Here is a 19,377-nt window from a genome sequence, read left to right as displayed (position 1 = left end):
CGCGCACGGGCGGCCGCGCGTCAGCCGACGTTGATCGACTGCCCGGCGTACAGCACGTTCGGCGCCGAAGCCAGGCCCGGATTCAACTGCAGGATCTCGTTCAGCGCACGCGCATCCTGCTGGTCGCGCGTCATCGCCTTCCGGTCGTTCGGCGACACGTGCGCCGCGTCGAGCAGTGACTGTCGATGCGCGTCGGCGATCACCCACAGCGAATCTCCAGCCACGACGATGTACGGTTGCGCGGCGGACGACGGCGGCGCGGAGGGCTGCGCGGGCGCCGTGTTGCCCGTCGTGCCGGTCCCGGGCGGTTGCGTCGCGGTGGCGCCCGGCGCGAGCCCGGTCGTCGGCTGCTGTGGCGGCTGCGATGGCGACGGTGACGCCGGCGTCGACTGCGGCTTGTGCGTCGACGATCCCGAGCCGCCCGACGGCGGCCCGAAGAACAGGTTCTGCAATTGCGTGAAGCCCCAGATCCCGATCGGCACGAGGATGAGCGCGGTCGGGTATTTCCTGACCCAGCGCGTCGCGTTCGGGAAATGGGTGTTCAGGCGCGCGCCGAGCAGCATCGCCGTCGACGTCGCGGCCGTTGCCGCGAGCCCGTAGTGCCCCTTGTCGTATTGCGCGATCGTGCCCGCGATGCCGCTCGCGACGCCGACGAAATCCGACGTCGAATCGATCAGTCGCACGACGCGGCTGCGCTTGTCCGCGTTCACGCGGTGCGCGCTCACCGCATAGACGAGGCCCGAATACGTCGCGGCGAGCGCCGCGCTCGCGGTCGTCAGCGCGCCCGCGACGGTCGGCGCGGTCATGAGCCCGTGCACGCCGACGGCGATCGTCCCCGAATAGCCGACGATCGCGCTGCCGCGTCCGACGAGGCCGAGCAGCCGGCGGGAATTGCCGTGATGCAACTGCGCGAGCGACGTGCCGCCGACCATGCCCTGCATGTTCGCGAGCAGGTCGACCGACAGTTCCTTGATCTGTGCGGCCGCGTCGTCGAAGCCGATGAGCCCCTGCCGATGCATTTCGACGAAGTGGCTCGCCTTCACGCGCGTTTCGTTCGTGAGCAGGTCGAGCTGTTCGAGCCGCGCCGGGTTGTAGCCGTGTACCGGCGCGGTCAGCTGCTGCGCGAGCGAGCGCTGCAGGCGGTCGAGCACGTCGTGCACCGCGCGCGGGTCGCCGCTCTGCAGGCTCTGCACCGCGCCCTGGTGCATCGCGCCGAACACGCGGCCTGCGCGCGCACCGACGAACAGCGCGGTGTTCGCGTGGGTCAGCGCATCCGAGCTCATCACGGTCATGCCGTTGAACACGTTCAGCGCCACGAGCGAGCTGGCGCCGGCCACCGTGCCGCCGAAGCCCAGCGACCACGCCCAGTCGCGCTTGCCGAACGACGGCCGGTGCACGCGCAGCGCGTTGAGCTGCGCGAGCGCGGCCTCCTGCGGGTTGCCGCGCTGGTGGCTCGGCTGCGCGGCGATGTCGCGGTTCACGATGACGGGCTTGGTTTCGTCGATCGCGAGCTTCGGATCGGCGGCCACCGCGCGCCAGAACGCGGTGCTCGATGCATTCGGGTTCGGGTACGCGTCGATCTTGCGTTCGGTGTCGGGTTGGCCGTACTGGTTCAGCCAGCGGTTGCCGGCATCGCGTGCGCGTAGTTCGGCCCGGTTGGCGGGCGCTGCGGTATTCCAGTAGTTCTCCTTCGCATAGGTGATCGTCGCCTGCCGTGCGCGGTCCATCAGCGCGGTCGTGTGCCCTTCGTACAGATCGGCGCGCAGTTGCGCGAGCTGGTCGGGCTTTAGCCCGTTCGCGAGGCCGACGCGTTCGACTTCGGCGAACAGCACCTGATGCTGGTTCGCGAGCGTCTGTGCGCCGACCCGTTCGAACACGCGCGTGAGCGCGTCGGCGCCGTGCAGGCGTGCGAGCTTGTCGGGCGCGTGCAGCTTGTATTCGACGAGCTTGCGGGCGAGTGCGGCGGTCAGGTCCTGGTTCGCGACGAAGTCCGAGCCATGCGTCGCATACGACAGCCCGAGATGAACCCAGTCGAGCTCCTTGCGCTCGAGCACGGCCTCGACGAGCTTCAGGTGGCCGTCGCCCGGCGCCGGCTCGAGCACGGCGTCCCAGCCGTGGAACGTCACCATCACATGCGGCGCGGTTTTGCCGGCGTGTTGCCGCGCCCACGTTTCGAGCGCGTCGAACGTGCGCACGTAGTCGTGGTACGCATCGTTGGTGCCGGCCAGCGTGCGCTGGTCCTCGGCCGACACGAGCGCGCGCGACGGCGCGGTTTCGAGGCGCAGCACGAAGCCGCCTTCGGACGCCGCGTCGAGCCATTGGTACAGGTGGTCGAGATCGTCGAGTTCGAGATGGCGGCCCGTGCCGTCGATGTCGATCCGCGCGTTCGCTTCGTCGAACTGCGCGTGGTCGAGCTTGCCGAGTTCGCGCACGCGGCGGATGAAGGCGGGGTCGTGTTTCCGGCCGAGCGCGGCGGCCAGCGAATACGGATCGACCGCGACCGACACGACCGGCATCGCACCGCCGTAGCGTTTCACGAGCGCGAGCATCTCGGCGGGGTCGTCGCGCAGCGTGAAGCCACGCGCCATCAGCGCGAGGCGATCCTGGATCTCGGCCTTCGCGCGGCCATAGGCCTGCAGCGCATGCCGGTCCGCGGCCCGTGCGATCGACAGATAGGTGATGGCGCGCTTCGCATGGCGCGATACCACGTTCGCCGCATGGTCGGGCCGCGACAGCGGGCCGCGCCACGGCATGCTCGACGCATCGCGCGCGAGCCGCAACGGGATGCCGAGCGCCTTCATCATCACGCTGTCGGCCATCATGACCTGGCGCGTCGTGCCGAGATCGAGCGGCTCGCCCGTGCGGCCCGCGAACGCCTTCACGCGCTCGTGCTCGGGGAACCAGTGGTCGACCTTCGCCTTGCCGAAGCGGAGGATCCATTCGGCGACCGTCGCGCTCGTCAGGCCGGGCTGATAGGTCTTGATGCTGAACGGCTTGCCGGCCGGCGCGGCAAGCGGCGCGGGTGACGCGGCCGGTGTGGGCACGGCCGGCGCGTTCTGATTGCCTTTCTTGCCCTTCCCGCGCGCAGGCTTCTTCGGCTTCGCCGGCGGATTGGCGGAGGCGGTGCCCGACGCGGGATCGCTGGCGAGTTTGACCTGCTGGCGCCTGGCGGCGGCCAGTTCGGCCGCGATGCGGCGCTCCAGTTCGCCGAACGGCGCGGACGATTCCGCCGCGGCCTTCTGCAACTGCTTGTCGAGTTCCGCCTGTTTCAACGCATACGCCGCGACCTGCGTCGGCTTCGTGCGTGCGTCGAACGCGGCCGGGTCGAGCCGCGTCACGAGGAAATGCCGGTCCGAGCCGTCCGGACCGCCGCCGATCTTCGTCTTGTCGAGATCGACGCCGGGCTTGCCCGTGTCGGCGAAATGCGCGGCATCGTCGAACCATTGCAGCGTGCCGTCGCGGGTCGCGAGGATGCCGTCGGGCTGGTGCAGCGTGTCGATCAGCGCGCCTTCCGTGCCGTAGACGTAGATGAAGTATTCCGGGCCGACCTGGCCGAGATCGATCACGCGCCGCAGATGCAGCGTGTTCGCGCCGCTGAAATCGTGCACGTCGTCGGCCGATTTCGGCAGCAGGTTCGGTGCGACCCAGCGGTGGGCGAGCGGCGTCGCGCCGGCAGGCGGCCTGCCTGCCGACTGAATCCGGCCGAGCCGGCGCTGCACGCGGTCGCTCGTTTTCAGCGGCGGCGGCTTCTGCTCGGCGACCGGCAGCGCCCGCTCGGCCGGCTCGAAGCCGCCATAGCGGGACACCACCGATTCCGGCAGCGAGGACGGCACGAACACGACGCCGCGTCGTCCGTCGGGCAGGCCGCGTGCGCGGCGGCGGAAGGCGGTGCCGAGATCCTGCTCGCCGATCGACGCATCGCCGACCGAGGTTTTCTCGTGATAGGTCCAGCCGCTGCCGCCTGGCTTGGGCACGGCGTAGCCGAGCACCTTGCCGGTCTTCCTGTCGACCGCGAAGATCGTCGCGCCGTCGTCCGCGGCCTTCGCGGCCGCCTTGGGACGCTTGAATTGCGGCGCGCCGGCGAGTTCGCCGATCTGCTCGACGACCTCCTGCGCAGGCGCGTCGCCGGAAGGCTCGGCATTCCACACGCGCTTCGAATCGACCGCTTCGACCTTCGCCGCGCCGCCGAATTTCTGCAACTCGTCGAGCGACACCGGCGACAGATAGAAGTCGAATTTCGCACGCGCTTCATGCGGCGCTTCGCTGCCGCTGCGCTTGCGTGGGCGCGTGCCCGGATAGAGCGCGTCGCGCAAGTCGTGCGACGGCGTGCCGCCGGGGTCGGCCGATTCGACCTGACCGGGCTGGCCGTGCGCATCGGTCGTCAGGCTCGCGACGAATTCGGGTTGCGGATGCGTGCCGTCGTCCGCCGGCCGGTCGGCGTGCTTCGCGATCAGCACGTGCGCGTCGGGGCCCGCGTATTGCGCGAGGTCGCGGATGTCGGCCAGCTGCGTGCCGTCGATCCGCTTCAGGTCGCGTTTGCCGTGCGCATCGAGCCAGTCGGCCGCGCGCGCTTCGGGCGTGAGCGCGGGGGTCGCCGGCAGGAACGACGACGGGTCGGGCACCGGCCACATCATCATCGACGGCATCGTTCGCGGCGCGGTGCCGGTTCGCCCGGCCTCGCCGTCGCGCAGTGCCTGCTCGGCCTGCGCACGGTACAGCGCACGGTAGACGGGATTGCCGGGCAGCGAGGTTTGCGCGTTGCCGAACGCGTCGGCGAGGCGCGCGAGGCCGTCTGCGTCGCCCGGCATCACATGGTCGGCTTCGCGCGCGATCGCGTCGGGGAGCACCGCGTGCTCGGCGATGTCGATGCCGGTCGATTCGAGGATCTGCTTGCGTACCGCGAACGCGTTGGCCTGCGCGCGCGCCTCGGCGAGCAGCGTGCTTTGCACGTACGCTTCCGGGCTGCTGGTGTCGAGGCGGAGCCGGTCGTTCGACACGTCGGCCGCGTGGCCGGCTTCGTGCGCGAGCGTATAGACGAGCGTGCCGGCGCCGCGCAGGCCGCCGTCGATCACGATCCGGCGCTGCTCGACGTCGGTGCGGCTGCCGCGTCCCGCGCGGCCCCACACGACCTGCCAGCCATCCGACTTCAGCAGCCGCATCTGCTCGGCGAGCAGGCTCGACTGGCCGGCCAGCGCATAGGCGGCATCGGGCAGCGGCGCGCCGCCGAACCACATCCGGATGCGCGTGAAGAGCGACGGCTTCTGGACGAATGCGCCGTCCGGCAGCGATTCGCTGATCACGGGGTGCGCGAGTTCGACGTGGCCGCTCGCGATGCCGCGTTCGAGCGGCTGGATGACGGCATCGATCATCCCGGGCGTGCGGTTGGTGGCCGGGTCCGGATGCGGGATCAGGACGGAAGGATCGCTGAAGTAGAACGTGCCGTGCGCATCGAACAGGCCTTCGAAATCGAACGATAGCCCGTGCCGCGCGGCAAGCTCGCGCATCGCGACGAGCTGCCGCATCGATTCGTGCGTCACGCGTTTCGGCAGGATGCCGTGCATCACGTCGAGGCTGCCGAGTTCGGCCAGCGGGCTGTACAGCACGGCGATGCGCCCGCGGTACGTGAACGGCCCGTCGACCGTGACCGTGCGCATGCCGAGCTGCGTCAACTGGTCGAGTCCGCGCTTTTCGTGGGCGAGCATCGTGCGCGCCTTGTCGCCCGCGGCATCGAACACGCCGATCGCATTGCGCTTGCCGAGTTCGAATACCGCCTTCGCGGTGCCCGCACCGAGGAACGGGCCGAGCAGCGCGTCAGGATCGACGCGCCGCGCCGGATCGCCGGCGACATGCAGCCCGTGTTCGTCGACGGCGAGCGCACCCGCATCGATCCGTTCGCGCGGCGACGGCGTGTAGCGCGTCCACGTACCCGGGCCGCCGAACTGCATGCGCTGCGTGCCGTCGTTGCGCGGCTCGCCGATCGTGCGGACCGTGCCGCTGTCGGGCACGTAGATCGTGCGTTGCCAGAGGTTCGCGAGCCACGCGGCGTGTGCCGCGCCGCCTTCGCCGGCGAGGACGATGGGCGCGCCGGCCCGTGCGGGCGTGAACGCGTGGCGATGGTCGATCGAGTAGTCGACGGGCGTGGCGGGGCGGCCGCGTGCGTCGAGCAGGCTGCCGGCTGCATCGGTCCGCGCGTGGACGAGCGTCAGCGGTTCGCCGTTCGCATAGGACACCGGACCGTTGCGCGAGAAGGACAGTTTCGGTGCGCCGCCGCCAAACCAGCGGCGCGGAAACGGCGACGCACGGTCCGCGTGCGCGTGGCTCCACTGCACCTGTTCGTCGAGCGTGCGCGGCAGCCGTGCGCCGCCGCTGCCGCCGGACGATTCGGTCGTGTGCGGCGCGGGCATGCGCAGCGATGCGCTGCCCGGCTGTTGTTGCCGGTCCCACGCGCGGCCATAGAACGCACTGTAGTGTTCGCCGTCGCGGCCCGATACGGGCGCGTTGCCGAATGCGTCGGCGAGGCGCGCGAGGCCGGCTGCGTCGCCCGGCATCACATGGTCGGCTTCGCGTGCGATCGCGTCGGGCAGCACCGCATGCTCGGCAATGTCGACGCCGGTCGATTCGAGGATCTGCTTGCGTACCGCGAACGCGTTGGCCTGCGCGCGCGCCTCGGCGAGCAGCGTGCTTTGCACGTACGCTTCCGGGCTGCTGGTGTCGAGGCGGAGCCGGTCGTTCGACACGTCGGCCGCGTGGCCGGCTTCGTGCGCGAGCGTATAGACGAGCGTGCCGGCGCCGCGCAGGCCGCCGTCGATCACGATCCGGCGCTGCTCGACGTCGGTGCGGCCGCCGCGTCCCGCGCGGCCCCACACGACCTGCCAGCCATCCGACTTCAGCAGCCGCATCTGGTCGGCGAGCAGGCTCGACTGGCCGGCGAGTGCATAGGCGGCATCGGGCAGCGGCGCGCCGCCGAACCACATCCGGATGCGCGTGAAGAGCGACGGCTTCTGGACGAATGCGCCTTCCGGCAGCGATTCGCTGATCGCCGGATGCGCGAGCGCGATGCTGCCAGTGCGGATGCCGCGTTCGAGCGGCGCGACGACGTTGTCGATTTCCTCGAGCGTGCCGTCGATTCCCTCGCGGTCATCGGAGCGGACTACGGTGGCCGGGTCGCTGAAGTAGAACTCGCCGCGTGCGTCGAATACCCCCTGAAAATCGAACACCAGGCCATCGCGCTCGACGATCTCGCGCATCGTGGCGAGCTGTCGCATCGATTCGTGCGTGATACGTGACGGCAACGCGCCGAGCGAGACGGCACGGCTGCTGAGTTCGGCGAGCGGATGGTAGAGGATCCCGATCCGGTTGCCGACCGAGAACGGGCCGTCGATGGTCAGCGTGCGCATGCCGTAGCGGTGCAGCAGGTCGAGGCCGTTGCGTTCCGTGTCGAGTGCGTCGTAATGATTGGCGAGCTGGCCGTCGCGCGGCCGCGCGGGATCGACGTCGTACAGGCCGATCGCGTTGCGTTTGCCGAGTTCGAACACGCTCTTCTCGATGCCGGCCCCGAGGAACGGGCCGATCAGCGCTTGCGGGTCCAGCCGCCGTGACGGATCGCCCGCGACGTGCAGGCCGTGCTCGTCGACGGCCAGTTCGCCGTAGTCGATTCGCTCGCGCGGCGACGGCGCATAGCGGGTCCACGTGGGGGCGTAATCGAATTGCGCCTGCGCGCGCATGCTGCCCGGGTTGCCCATGGCCGCGTCGAACGCGCGGATGGTACCGCCGTCCGGCACGTAGACCGGCCGTTTCCAGGTGTTCGTGAGCCATGCCGCGGCGGCGTGGCCGTTGTCGGCGGCCAGGACCAGCGCGCGGCCGCTGCCGGCGCTGGTCGACGTGCCGGCGAAGAAGTTCGCGATCGAAAAGTCGACATGCTGCGCGGGGCGGCCGTGTGCGTCGAGCAGTTGGCCGGCGGCGTCGGTTCGGCCGCGGATGACCGTCAGCGGTTCTTCGGTCCCGGACGACGTGTGTTCGTCCAGGATCCGCAGCGTCATCTGTCGCGGCTCGTTGCGCCCGCGTTCGGCGAACGGCGAGATCGCCTCCGCATGCGCGAAGCTCCACTGCACTTGCTCCTCGAGCGTGCGCGGCAGGTGCGCGCCGCCGCCGGCCGCTTCGGTCGTGTGCGGCGCCGGCATCCGGCGCGGGGCGCCGCCGTTGCGTTTCTGCTTGTCCCAGATGCCGTCGTAGAAGGCCTGGTACGTCTCGCCGCGGCGGCCCGATACCGGCGCATCGGCGAACGCGTCGGCAAGCCGTGCGACCGTGCCCGCATAGTCGCTCGACGGCGTCCAGCGGTCGGCCTCGTGCTGGAGCGCGTCGGGCAGCGTCGTGTTCGCCGCGATGTCGCCGCCGCCCGCGAGATCGATCTCGTAGCGCGCCTCGAACGCGTTGATCTGCGCGCGCGCTTCGGCTTCGAGCGCCTTGCGCGTGAAGCGGCTGCGGCCGCTGTAGTCGAGCGCATCCAGCGTGCCGTCGATCGCCTCGACCGCATGCTTGGCCTCGTGCGCGAGCGTGTACGTGATGCTGCCCGAATCGTGCAGTCCGCCGTCGATCGTCACGCGCCGCCGCTTCGGATCGATCCGGCTGCCGCCGCCGCGCTTGCCGAGGCTCACGCGCCAGCCGGCGTCGCTGAGCATCCGCAACTGCTGCGTGAGCGTGTCCGATTGCTGCGCGAGCGCGTGCACCGCGTCCGGCAGCGGCGCGCCGCCGAAACGCATTTGCAGCCGCGTGAACAGGCCCGGGCCGGCAAGCGCCGGGTCCGGCGGTGCTTCGGTGGTTTCCGGGTGCGCGGCGGCCGGGAGCGCGTGGTCCTCAGCCGGTGCGTCGCGGGCCGGCTTCGGCCGGGCTGCATCGCGCGCGTCGTTCGCCGCTTGCGACGCGGATCGTTCGGCCGGCTTGACGAGCACCAGGATACGGTTCGGTGCACTGAATGCGCCGTCCAGCGCACGCGTCGGGCGCGCGGGCGGCTGCGGCAGGGTAGCGTGCGTTTCGGGGTCGGCGGCGTTGCGCCGGGTCGTTGCGAGCACGACGACGGTGTCGTCGTTCGCGGGCGGTGGCGCACGGCGCGCGGCGGGCGCTTCCGGATTCGCCGCGGGCGGGTCGGTTTCGGCGACGCCCGCCGCATCGGCGTGCGCCGCCTGCGAATTCGTGCCGACGACGCGGCCGCCTGCCGCCGGCGCGGCGGGGGCGGGCGGGTAGCGCGTCAGTGCCGCATCGGCGCGCAGCGTGCCGTCTGGGTGCAGCGCGTCCGGCGCGGCGGCGAATACCGGCCGCTGCCAGCGGTTTGCGAGTTCTGGCGCGACGTGCGCGTCCGCCGCATCGGCGATGACGACGATCGGTTCCGCGACGTCGGCGGGCAGCGCGCCCGCCGCACGCGGCCGCGCCGCCTCGGGCACGGAGGCGGACGGGGCCTCGCCGTTGCGCACGATGAAGAGCGTGTGTTCGCCGTAGTCGAGCGCTTCGACTGACGGGCCGCGCGGCACCGACACGCCGGCCGGGTCGAGCGTCGCGGGCCGGGAGGCCGGCTCGGCGTCGGTCAGGTCGATCACGCGGACCGGCGTGCGCGGCGCGACGCTGGCCGGTTCTTCGAGGTCGCCCGCGCCGGGTGCGCCGGGCGCTCGCGCGACGACCGGATCGTTCTCCGCGCGCAGGTCGCTGCTGCGGCGATTCTGCGCGGCGACATGCGAATCGGACGCGCGCGTTTCCTGCTGGTTCTCGTCGCGTGTGGTCTGTGCTTCGCTCGTGCGCTGCGCATTGCGTGCGCTGGCTGTCGTGGTCGCGGCGGCCGTGTCGTTCGCTTCGGTGGCGCGCGCCGCGGCTTCGTTCACCGGCGTGGTCCGCGGCGCTTTGTCGGCCGGCGGAGCCTCGTCGCTTGCCGGCTGCCGCGGGTCGTTGCGCGACGGGATGGGCGCTTTCGCGACGAGCTTCGACGGCGCATTGATTTCGCCGTCGCTGCCGAACGACAGCCGGTCGCCCGTCTCTGTGACCGAATCGATCTTCGTGCCTTCGGTCCAGGTCTTGCCGGTCAGCTTGACGATGCTCAGTTCGCCGTTCTCGCCGAGGATCACCGACGTCCCGTGCGGCAGGTTGTTCAGATCCTTGTTGTTGAGCGAGTCGAGCACGCGCACGGGCATGTTGTCGTAGGTGAGCACCTTGTCGCCCGCCATCAGCGTGCCGTCCTTCGCGACCTTGATGTCGACGCCGTCGAGCGACGCGCGCGTCGCGCCGAACGCGAGTTGCGACGGTTCGTTCTTGCTCAGGATCTTCTGCAGTTGCTGCCCGTCGATCGAGATGCGTTCGCCGCCCGCGGAGCGGGCGACCACCGGCCGGCCGGTGACGCGAACCGTCGCGTTGACCACGCGGTCCCGCACGCCGCCCGCGCCCATCAGCGCGACGTTCGTGAAACCGGACTTGAGCGCGTCCCAGCCGTGCTCGCTGTCCCCGTGTGCGAAATCGATACCGGCTTCGACGAAGCTTTCGCCTGCGGCGCCGACGCCGGTGGCGAGCGACGTGCCGCGCACGATCGCGGTGGTCACCCGCGCGGCCTTCGCCGAGCCGGTGAGCGCGGTGATCGTCTTGCCGAACACTTCCGAGCCCGCGAATTTCGCCGCGCCGGCCGCCCCCATCGGCACGAGGTTGAGCCAGTCGCCGCGTGCGCCGGCGTCGGTGAACGGATTGATGCTCTGGTTGTGTTCCCAGCGCGAGCCGATATCGAGCGCGGATTTCGTCATGCTCGAACCGATCGCCGTGTCCATCATCACCGCGCCCGCGAAATTCAGCGCACCGCCGGCGAACGCGCCGACGCCGGTGGCGTCGAGCAGCACGCCGGCGCCTTCCATCAGCAGCCCGAGACCCATCATCCCGAGGTTCACCTTGCCGCCGGTCAGCGTGTTCAGCGCGCTGTCGAACCAGTCGTCGTGATGCGCGGCCTTCTGCTGGAACTGCGCGTGACCGTTGTCGTCGTAGCCGGTCACGAGATCGAGCGTGCCGCTCGACGCAAGCTGGTTGTTGTCGAGGTAGTCGCCGATATTGTCGTAATTCGCCGACGTGTCGTCGACGTACTGGACGTTGCCCTTGCCGTCGGTGACCTTGAAGAGTGCGCTCGTCACCATCCCGGCCGTCTTGTCCGAGTAGATCAGCGGCAGGATGTTGACCTGCGTGGCGCTGCCGCCGCCGAGCTTCAGGATTTCGCCGCGCACCTTGTTGATCGTGTCCAGCTTGTCCTTGTCGGTGTAGCGCACCGAATCGTCGTTGACGGGCGCGGTGGGCGTGCCCGCGCCCGTGTCCGACGACGGCTGCACGTCGGGCGGGAGCCCGATCGCGGTGCCGATCAGGTTGCGCTGCTCGTTGTCGGTCAGCTTGCCGAAATTGATCGTCGCGGCCTTGTTCGTGCTCACGCCGGCCTGGTCGAGCAGCGATTGCGACAGCTCGCCCTGGTGCGCGCGGAAGAAACCGTCGAGCGCCTTCGAATAGGCGTCCTTGTCGTCCTGGCTCTGCGGGTTGCGCAGGTTCTCGGCGAGGCTTGCATCGAACTGGTCGAGCAGCACCTGTTGATGCGACATCTCGGTCAGCAGCTGCAGCTTGTTGATGGTTGCGTCGGCCTGCTGAAGATTGCTGCGTGCCTGATCGAGCTGGTCCTGGTACGGATTCGGACGCCGCGGCGTGGGCATCGGAATCTCGTCTCCGTTCACCTCGCGCATGCGCACCGGTGTCGGGTTGTTCGCGTACCAGTCGTCGTAGGTTTTCTGCATATCGGCGAGCTTGCCCTTCAGCACGCCTTCCTGCGTCTTCGCGTTCGCGAGCTGGAATTTCGCGGCTGCGTCGTTGAACGTGTTGGACAGCCGGCCGTCGGCCGCGCGCAGCGCGCCCGCGACGACATGGAGTTTTTTCGCGTCGAGCGCGGTCTGGCCGGTCGCGGTGGTCGGCACGGACGTGTTCGAGCCGAGCGGCTGCAGCACGAACGATGGATTCGTAAACAGCGTCGTGGGCGGGAACGACGTCGACAGCGCGCTGGGCGGTGTCGACGTGCTCAACGACGACGTCGGCATCGGCGTCGGTGTCGTCGACGGCGCCGGCGTGCTCGATGCGCTCGATGTGCTCGATGTGCTCGGCAGCGACGTGCTCAGCGACGGCGACGGTTGCGCCGAAGGGGACGGCGGCGTCGTAGGCGGCGGATTCGTCGACAGCGTCGGCGTCGGGTTCTGCAGCACGAACGGCACCTTCGGCTTGAGCTGCGCATCGATCTGCGCGCCGGCGTCGTCATACTGCTGCGCGAGCGTCTGGCCGTACGCGACGACGAACCCGTCGTGCGCGAGGCTGGCCTTCTGCTTCGCCTGTGCGAGCGCATCGGACGCGGCGGCGAGGTCGGTGTCGACGGTCGGATGCGGATCCAGCGAGCGCGGATTCGCGGTGTGCCAGTCGTCGAATGCCGTTTTCGCGGTGTCGTACTTGCCCTGCAAGTCGTCGACGGTCAATCGCGCGCCGAGCATCTGCATGTAGCTGCCGCTCGTGTTCGCCTGCGTGGTCGCGCGATCGAGCGCGGCCTTGTCGTCTTTCGCCGCGCCGGGCGTCGAGCCGATCAGGCACGCGCTGTCGGCGTCGTATTTCTGCTGCAGCGTCGTGACCTGCTGCGCATCGAGCGACGCCGCATAGGCCGCGTTCGAGTAATTGGCGATCTTCGCGGCCTGCGCGATATTGGCCTGCACGGTGTTCATGTCGACGTTGCCGTTGGCATCGGCCGGCGGCGGATCGGGCAGATCGACCTGCAATTGCAGCGGCGCGAGCGCATCGTTCAGCTTGCCGACGCCGCTATCGATCGCGTCCTTGTACGCGGGATCGGCCATGTACGACTGGAATTGCGTATAGGCGAGATTCGCATTGCTGACGTCCGCCCAGTACTTCGCCTGGGCCGTTACCGCAGTCGACGTCGCCGATTGCCAGTCGTCGTAGGCCTGGACCTGGGCGGGTGTCTTGCAATCGCCCTGCTGCGGGACGAAGTTCGGATTCGCCTTGGTCTGATCGGGAAACAGCTTCTGCAGCGCGGCGAGCTTCGCATTGGCCTGCTGCTGCGCGGGCCCCTCGATTTTGTCGTTCGTCGGGTCGGCGCTGTACTGGTCGGCTTTCGCCTGTTCGCCGTACAGGATCCGGTAGCCGGCGTCGGTCGTGACGTCGAGTTCGCGTTGCGCGGTGTCGGCCGCATCGTGCGCCTTCGTGTAGTGGTCGCGTGCGGCCTTGCGCTCGTCGGGCGTCGCGTCGGGGTCGCGGTTCGTCATGCGCAGCACGCCCTGCGCGCCTTGCAGCGTTTGTTGCGCGTTGTCGTACCGGGTCTGCGCGTCCTGGATCACGCCCTGGACGGCTCGCGTCGTGTCGTTGTCGACCGTGATCTCGGGCGGCGCCACGCGATACTGATCGGCCATGCTCTGGAGCAGCGCGGTGGCCGATGCGATTTCGGGGTTGGTCGGCTTGGATGGATCGGTGCCGAGGTCGGCCTGCACGGGGATCGGCGGCACGGTGGTCGGATTGACCGGGTTGGCCGGGCCGTTGTTCGGGCCGTCGTTGGACGTACCGTCCGCGTTGCGCGGCGGTTTCGGTGCAAGGTCAGGGTCCAGCGTTTGCGACAGGAAACGCTGCCAGTTCAACCCCAAACCCATTCCGTCGATGGACAACATGCAAGGCTCCCGTCAGGCGCGGCCGTACGCAGGGTGCACGCCGCCGGCGCCGCATGGCGCGATTTCGAGTGTACGGAAGCGGCTGGAGCGGGCAAGGGGGCGATTCGTAGCGCGCGACGAGGGGGAGCTGGTCGGTCCGGGGATCGCTACGAGAAGCGATCTTGTCCTGATAGTGCGCAATGCAGAAGGCGAGACGAGGAGGCGGCTTGCGCATCGATTCGGTCGGGTTCGTGTGTTACAGCTGGCTTTCGGTGATGGAGTGTGTCTTACTGTTCGCTTTCGTTTTTTATGATAAGGTATGCGAAGTAATTTGGGGGTGGTGGAAGTGTTGGGGAGGAGTAAGTCGTGCGGTATGCCCCGAATCGAGGGAGGGATTCGGGTGACACGAGTGCGTTCAGCCGATATCGACGCGAGAGGAATGGGAGCCGGTACGACGGGTGATTCGCTTTTGTGGTGGGTAGGCGTTGCCGGCTGAATCGCGCCGATATCCGATGGGCGCGGCCGGCTTGCGGGAGCAGGCGGTCGACGTGTAATCGGCAGAATTCTGCGTGTGATCGCGGGACGGCGAAGAATCGGACGGGGGGAAGAGGCGACTCCCCTCAATTCACGCATCACCATTGGGAAATTGTTACGTGACAACTTTAGGTCATCTGGGTCGATGATTTTATATACTGAATTTTTGCACGCCCTCCCCGAGGCGAATCTCCGATTCGCGTACCGCCGAATACGGGTCTGCCAGCCGATTGGCAAGCCCCCCGCTCAAGATCCGCAAGTATTCGGCAAAACGCCTATAATGATTGGGCAAATTGCCGCAGAGAGGTCAGGTCATGAGCACCATCGCTTTTCATCCTTCGGGCGTCGCCCATCCGCGTCAGGCCGAATTCACGATTCTCGAGCAGCTGCTGGCGATCCGCGTCCGGTCGGGCGCCGATCTGGCCGAGCTGGCGAGCGCGCGCGTCGACGTGTCGGTGATCGACCGCCTGTCGGAGCGCGGGCTGAAATCGGACGAGCTGGCCTTCATCATTCCGCGCCGCACGCTGAGCCATCGTCGCCAGGCGCACGAACGCCTGTCGCCGGAAGAGTCGGACAAGGCGATCCGCCTCGCGCGCATCGTCGCGCAGGCGACGGCCACGTTCGGCGAGCAGGACAAGGCGATGGCGTGGCTGCGCAACGGGCTGCAGCGCTTCGGCGGCCGCACGTCGCTCGACATGGCGAGCACCGAGCATGGCGCGCGGCTCGTCGAAGAGGCCCTCACGCAGATCGACGAAGGGTACTTCGCTTGACGACGCTGTGGCGGATCAGCAATTACGCCGATCTGAAAGGCATCGGCGGGTTGCGGGCCGGCGGGCGCTGGCATTTCGCCGGGCAGCCCGTCGTGTATCTCGCCGAGCATCCGGCGCTCGCGTTGCTCGAGACGCTGGTTCATTTCGAAATCGCCACTGTCGCGCAATTGCCGAGCGGATACCAGTTGCTGCGTATCGAAGTGCCCGATTCGGTGGACGTCGCCGAAATCGCCGAAGGCGATGCGCCGGAGGACTGGCGAACCAATGTCGACTGGACCCGCAGCGCCGGTACCGAGTGGCTGCACACGCAGCCGAGCGCGCTGCTGCGCGTGCCGAGCGTCGTCGTGCCGCATGCCCACAACTTCCTGTTGAATCCGCTGCATCCGGCCGCGTCCGACATCCGCATCGCGGAAGTGATGCAATCGCCGTACGACACGCGGATTCTGCGGCTGGTCCAGTCGAAGCCGGGCGAATAGCGAACCGGGAGGCGTACGGTCCGCGCCGGCGGCGCGATCAGCGCTCGTGTGCGGCGCGATCCGCGGCCGCATCGGGCGGCAGCGTTTGCCGAATGCGCGTGACCGTTCGCATGCTGGCGAGACCGAGCATCGCGGTGACATCGGCATGCGCGTGGCCCGCGAGCAGCTGGCGGCGCGCATACGTATTGCGCAGCACGCGCGGGCTCATGTCCGCTGCGTGAAAGCCGATCGCGTTCAGCGCGTCGCGCACGACGAGCAGCAGGAACATGTCGTTCATTGCGCCCCCGCGCGGCGCGGGAAACAGCAGCGCCGACGGCCGCACGTCCGAGCGCGCGCGCCATGCGGCGAGCGGCGCCACCGCGAACGTGTCGAGCGCGATCCGGCGCGCCGGCCGCGCGCGATCGCGCGGCACCGACAACACCGGTGGTCGCGCGTCGAGATCGAGCGCGTCGCCTGTCGCCGCGCGAATCTCGGCCGACGTGATGCCGCTCGCGAGCAGCAGCGCGACGATCGCGCGATTTCGGCAGTCGGCCGGCGTGTCGTCCGCGCGAGGCTGCACATGGCGCTGCAGCGCGGCGTCGGCATCGGGCGGCAGGTAGCACGGCTCGGGCTCACCGTCCGGCCATGCGAGATCGCGCGTCGATCGGCCGGCTGGATGGATCGTCCGCACACCGGCGTCGACCAGATGCCGGCCGAGCCGGTCGATCAGCTTTGCATAGCGCACGCGCGTCGACGTGCCGGGCGCGCAGGTGCGGTCGAGTTCCGCGAGGAAGGCCGCGACGTGGTCGGGCCCGAACGTGGCGAGCGACACGCGCTGTGCGCCCAGGTGGCGCAGGAATCGCTCGAACATCGCGACATGCTGCACGATCGAACGCGGCGCGAACGGCCGGCGGCCGGCGCCGGTCGCGGCGGTTTCCTGCCAGGCGCGAAACGCGCCGACGGGGTCGTGAATCCAGCGATCCGTGTCCATCCCCGCTTTATAGCCGGACGCGGTGACGCCGGCAATCGTCCCGATGTCCGGTCGGCCCGCGCGCCGCGAAGCGGCGTGTCAGGCCGCGGCACGCGTGTCGTCGACGCCGTCGTTGTTCATCGTCAGGAAAACCAGCACGAGCAGCAGCGTGATGAAGAACCGGAACGCGTCCTGCACGCCGTGTCATTGCTTCGACATCCACATCCCGAACCATTCGCCGTCGACCGACATGAACGCGACCTGCCACGTGAGGAAGCCGAGCGTCAGGCATGACCGCAGGCGTCGTCAAGCGCGGGCAGCGTGCGCATGGCGCTGCGGTTACGCGTCGCGCGAAGGCGCCGCACCCGCACCCGCACCCGCACCCGCATGCGCTTGCCCACTCAGCCGCGCGAGCGCGGCGAACGCCAGTTGCGTCGCGATGGCCGCGAGCGTGCCGGCCGCCATGCCGTTGCCGAGCACGATCTGCACGGGTGCGCCGAAATGGCGATACAGGTTCGGCACCAGGATCGGTGCGAGGCCGACCACCAGTGCAGCTGCGAGCGTGTACTGGTTCGCGCGCGCGTGCAGGTCGACGCTCGCGAGCAGCCGGATGCCCATCACGCCGATCATCGCGAACACGACCAGCGCGGTGCCGCCGACCACGGCGGCCGGGATCGCGTACGCGAGCCGCGCAAGCGGCGCGAACAGCGCAATGACGATCAGGATCGCACCGGCGGCGGCCGTCACGTAGCGCGAGCGTACGCCGGTCGTCTGCACGACACCGATGTTCTCGGCGCTCGTCACGATCAGCGGCGTGCCGAACAGCGCACCGGCGAGCGACGCGAGCGCGTCGCCGCGTATCGTCTTCGGCACATCGCGCCGGAGCGAAATCGCCTTGCCGCACGTTTCGCCGACGGCGACCGTTTGCGCGGTGGCCTCGGCCATCGAGATCGCGGTGAAAATCAGCAGCGGTAGCGCAGCCAGCACGTCGAAACGCGGCATCCCGAACGGCAGCCACACCGGATGCGTGAACAGCGGCCCATGCCACACGTCGGCAAGCGCCGGCATCGCGCCGAGTGCCCAGCCGAGCGTCGCGCCGGCCATCAGCCCGATCAGCACCGCGAGGCGCCCGGCCGTGCCGCGGAACGCGCCCGCGACGACGATGGTGGCCACGATCGTCGCGAGCGCGAGCCCGAGTGCGCGCGGCTGCGCGAAGTCGGCCGAACCGGGCTGGCCGACGACGATCGTCGCGTAGATCCGGATCAGGTTGATCGACACGAGCAACAGCATCGCGCCGACGACGACGCGCGGAAAGAGCCGCAGGCAGCGCGTGAAGACGGGCAGCAGCACCCAGTAGAACGCGCTGGCGAGCAGCGCCGCGCCGGCCGCGGTGGGCAGGCCCGATTGCGCGGCGATGCCCGCGAACAGCATCGTCGGTGCGCCGCCGGGCACCATCACGAACGGCATGCGTGCGCCGATCGGGCCGGCGCCGAGCGATTGCAGCAGCGTGCCGATACCGCACGCGAAGAACGTCGCGCCGATCAGCTGGACCGTCAGGTCGGCCGGCAGCGCGAGCATCTTCGCGATCAGGAACACGGCCGTGATCGGCGACGCGGCCATCGACAGCACGTGCTGCAGCCCGAACAGCGCGAGCTGCCACGCGGGCAGCCGGGCATCGACGGGCGGGGAGATCGGATCGTGCGACACGGCAGGCCCCTCGGAAACGAACGGCGACGATGGCCGGAAACCGGCGGTGAACGGAAGCTCAGGTCCGCAGCCAGGGCAATTGTGCGGCGCTGTAGCGGAACGTCTGGAACACGCTGTTCAGCTGGCCGGGGCCGGTCTTGCGCGCCGCTTCGTCCGGGTATTCGGCGAACCACGGGATCACGTATTCCCAGACGACCTCGCCGGCCGGCGTCACCTCGAACAGCCGCCCCGTCGACGATTCGGTGACGTGCGTGTTGCCGTTCGGCAAGCGCTGCGCGTTGCCCATGAACGGTGTGTAGAACAGGTTCACGACGTCGTCCGAATACGACCACACGACGCGCTGCGTCGCCGGATCGATTTCCACGACGCGCGAGAACACGACGTGCGCTCCATGGCGGAAATTGCCGTTGTCGAACGCAAGGATGTTGCCGTTCGCGAGCGGCACCGGCGCATGCTGGTGCGATACGACATCGGGCCCGATGTGCAGGTCGACGCGGCCGGTTTCGCGGTTCACGCCGATGATCCCGGACGTCGTGCGCAGGCTCATCAGCACGCGGTCGTTCGCATCGACCGCAAGACCGTTGACGAGCGGCCAGTGATAGCGGCCGAAACCTGCCGCGATCGGAAAATCCTCCGGCCGCAGATGGTCGCGTGCATGCCATTCCCAGACGATCTGGCCGGCGCGGTTCACTTCGCGGATCACGTCCGCAACCATCACCTCGTCGTCGCCGTGCGCGGTGCCGCCCGGCACGCGCCGCGCGAATGCCGCGTCGACCGGTTCGCACGCGGCGTACAGCAGGTTGCCGTTCGGCAGCCACTGCGCGTCGTGGTGATGCGCGGGATCCTCGTAGCGCCACACGGTGTCGCCTTGCGGCGTGACCTCGTAGAAGTCGCCGCCATGCCACATCGACCACGGCGCGTAGCGCGATTCGGAGTGCGGATGATTGCCGTTGTAGCCGAGGTTGCCGTTCGCGAGGATGACCGCGTGGCGGCCGGGGCGCACGGGCATCTTCCACTGGTGGACGACTGCGCCGTCGATGCCGACGAGATAGACGTTGCCGTCGGCCGTCTGCGGCGCGATGAGCGTATAGCCGCCCGCGCACAGCGCGGGATCGTGGGCGATGAGGCCGACGCCGCGGCGGCGCTGGGTAATCTGGTCGACGGTCGTCACTGCGGTCTCCATTCGAATCGGATGCGGGGATGCAGCGGAATCTAGACGATTCGTCCGGTCAGTAAAATCGGATTATTCTTGA

The 19,377-nt window shown here is 69.2% G+C and carries 6 protein-coding genes and 1 pseudogene; 2 read left to right on the top strand and 5 right to left on the bottom strand.

What is annotated here, in order from left to right:
• Nucleotides 1-20: 20 nt before the first annotated feature.
• Nucleotides 21-13,709: an LWXIA domain-containing protein gene (locus tag HWW87_RS13805; protein WP_175820743.1), complete on the bottom strand. Its 13,689-nt coding sequence runs from the start codon at nt 13,707-13,709 to the stop codon at nt 21-23.
• 827 nt (nt 13,710-14,536) lie between these two features.
• On the opposite strand from HWW87_RS13805, the gene HWW87_RS13800 reads away from it, so the two are divergent.
• Nucleotides 14,537-14,992, top strand: coding sequence for an antitoxin Xre/MbcA/ParS toxin-binding domain-containing protein (locus HWW87_RS13800; protein ID WP_174433909.1), 456 nt, complete (start codon nt 14,537-14,539; stop codon nt 14,990-14,992).
• Nucleotides 14,989-15,468, top strand: coding sequence for an RES family NAD+ phosphorylase (locus tag HWW87_RS13795; RefSeq protein WP_174390171.1), 480 nt, complete (start codon nt 14,989-14,991; stop codon nt 15,466-15,468). The genes HWW87_RS13800 and HWW87_RS13795 overlap by 4 nt, the downstream gene beginning before the upstream one ends.
• A 37-nt stretch (nt 15,469-15,505) precedes the next feature.
• On the opposite strand, the gene HWW87_RS13790 is transcribed toward HWW87_RS13795, so the two are convergent.
• The 4 genes and pseudogenes from HWW87_RS13790 to HWW87_RS13775 all read right to left on the bottom strand — a co-directional run bounded on the left by HWW87_RS13790 (nt 15,506) and on the right by HWW87_RS13775 (nt 19,307).
• Nucleotides 15,506-16,438 carry a tyrosine-type recombinase/integrase gene (locus tag HWW87_RS13790; protein ID WP_175820742.1) on the bottom strand — a complete coding sequence of 311 codons (933 nt, stop codon included), beginning with the start codon at nt 16,436-16,438 and terminating at the stop codon, nt 15,506-15,508.
• A 78-nt stretch (nt 16,439-16,516) separates the two neighbouring features.
• A pseudogene (locus HWW87_RS13785) lies at nt 16,517-16,705 on the bottom strand (DUF2165 family protein); the annotation flags it as partial.
• Between the two features lie 51 nt (nt 16,706-16,756).
• Nucleotides 16,757-18,124 carry a uracil-xanthine permease family protein gene (locus HWW87_RS13780; RefSeq protein WP_175820741.1) on the bottom strand — a complete coding sequence of 456 codons (1,368 nt, stop codon included), beginning with the start codon at nt 18,122-18,124 and terminating at the stop codon, nt 16,757-16,759.
• Nucleotides 18,125-18,182: 58 nt separating this feature from the next.
• Nucleotides 18,183-19,307, bottom strand: a complete 1,125-nt coding sequence (locus HWW87_RS13775) for an aryl-sulfate sulfotransferase (RefSeq protein ID WP_175820740.1) — start codon at nt 19,305-19,307, stop codon at nt 18,183-18,185.
• Between the last annotated feature and the right edge of the window lie 70 nt (nt 19,308-19,377).

Origin of the sequence: Burkholderia sp. BCC0419 (genome assembly GCF_902830285.1) — a bacterium.
Lineage (GTDB): Bacteria > Pseudomonadota > Gammaproteobacteria > Burkholderiales > Burkholderiaceae > Burkholderia.
Note: the sequence above shows the minus strand (reverse complement) of the source record. Positions and strands in the feature narration are given on the sequence as shown.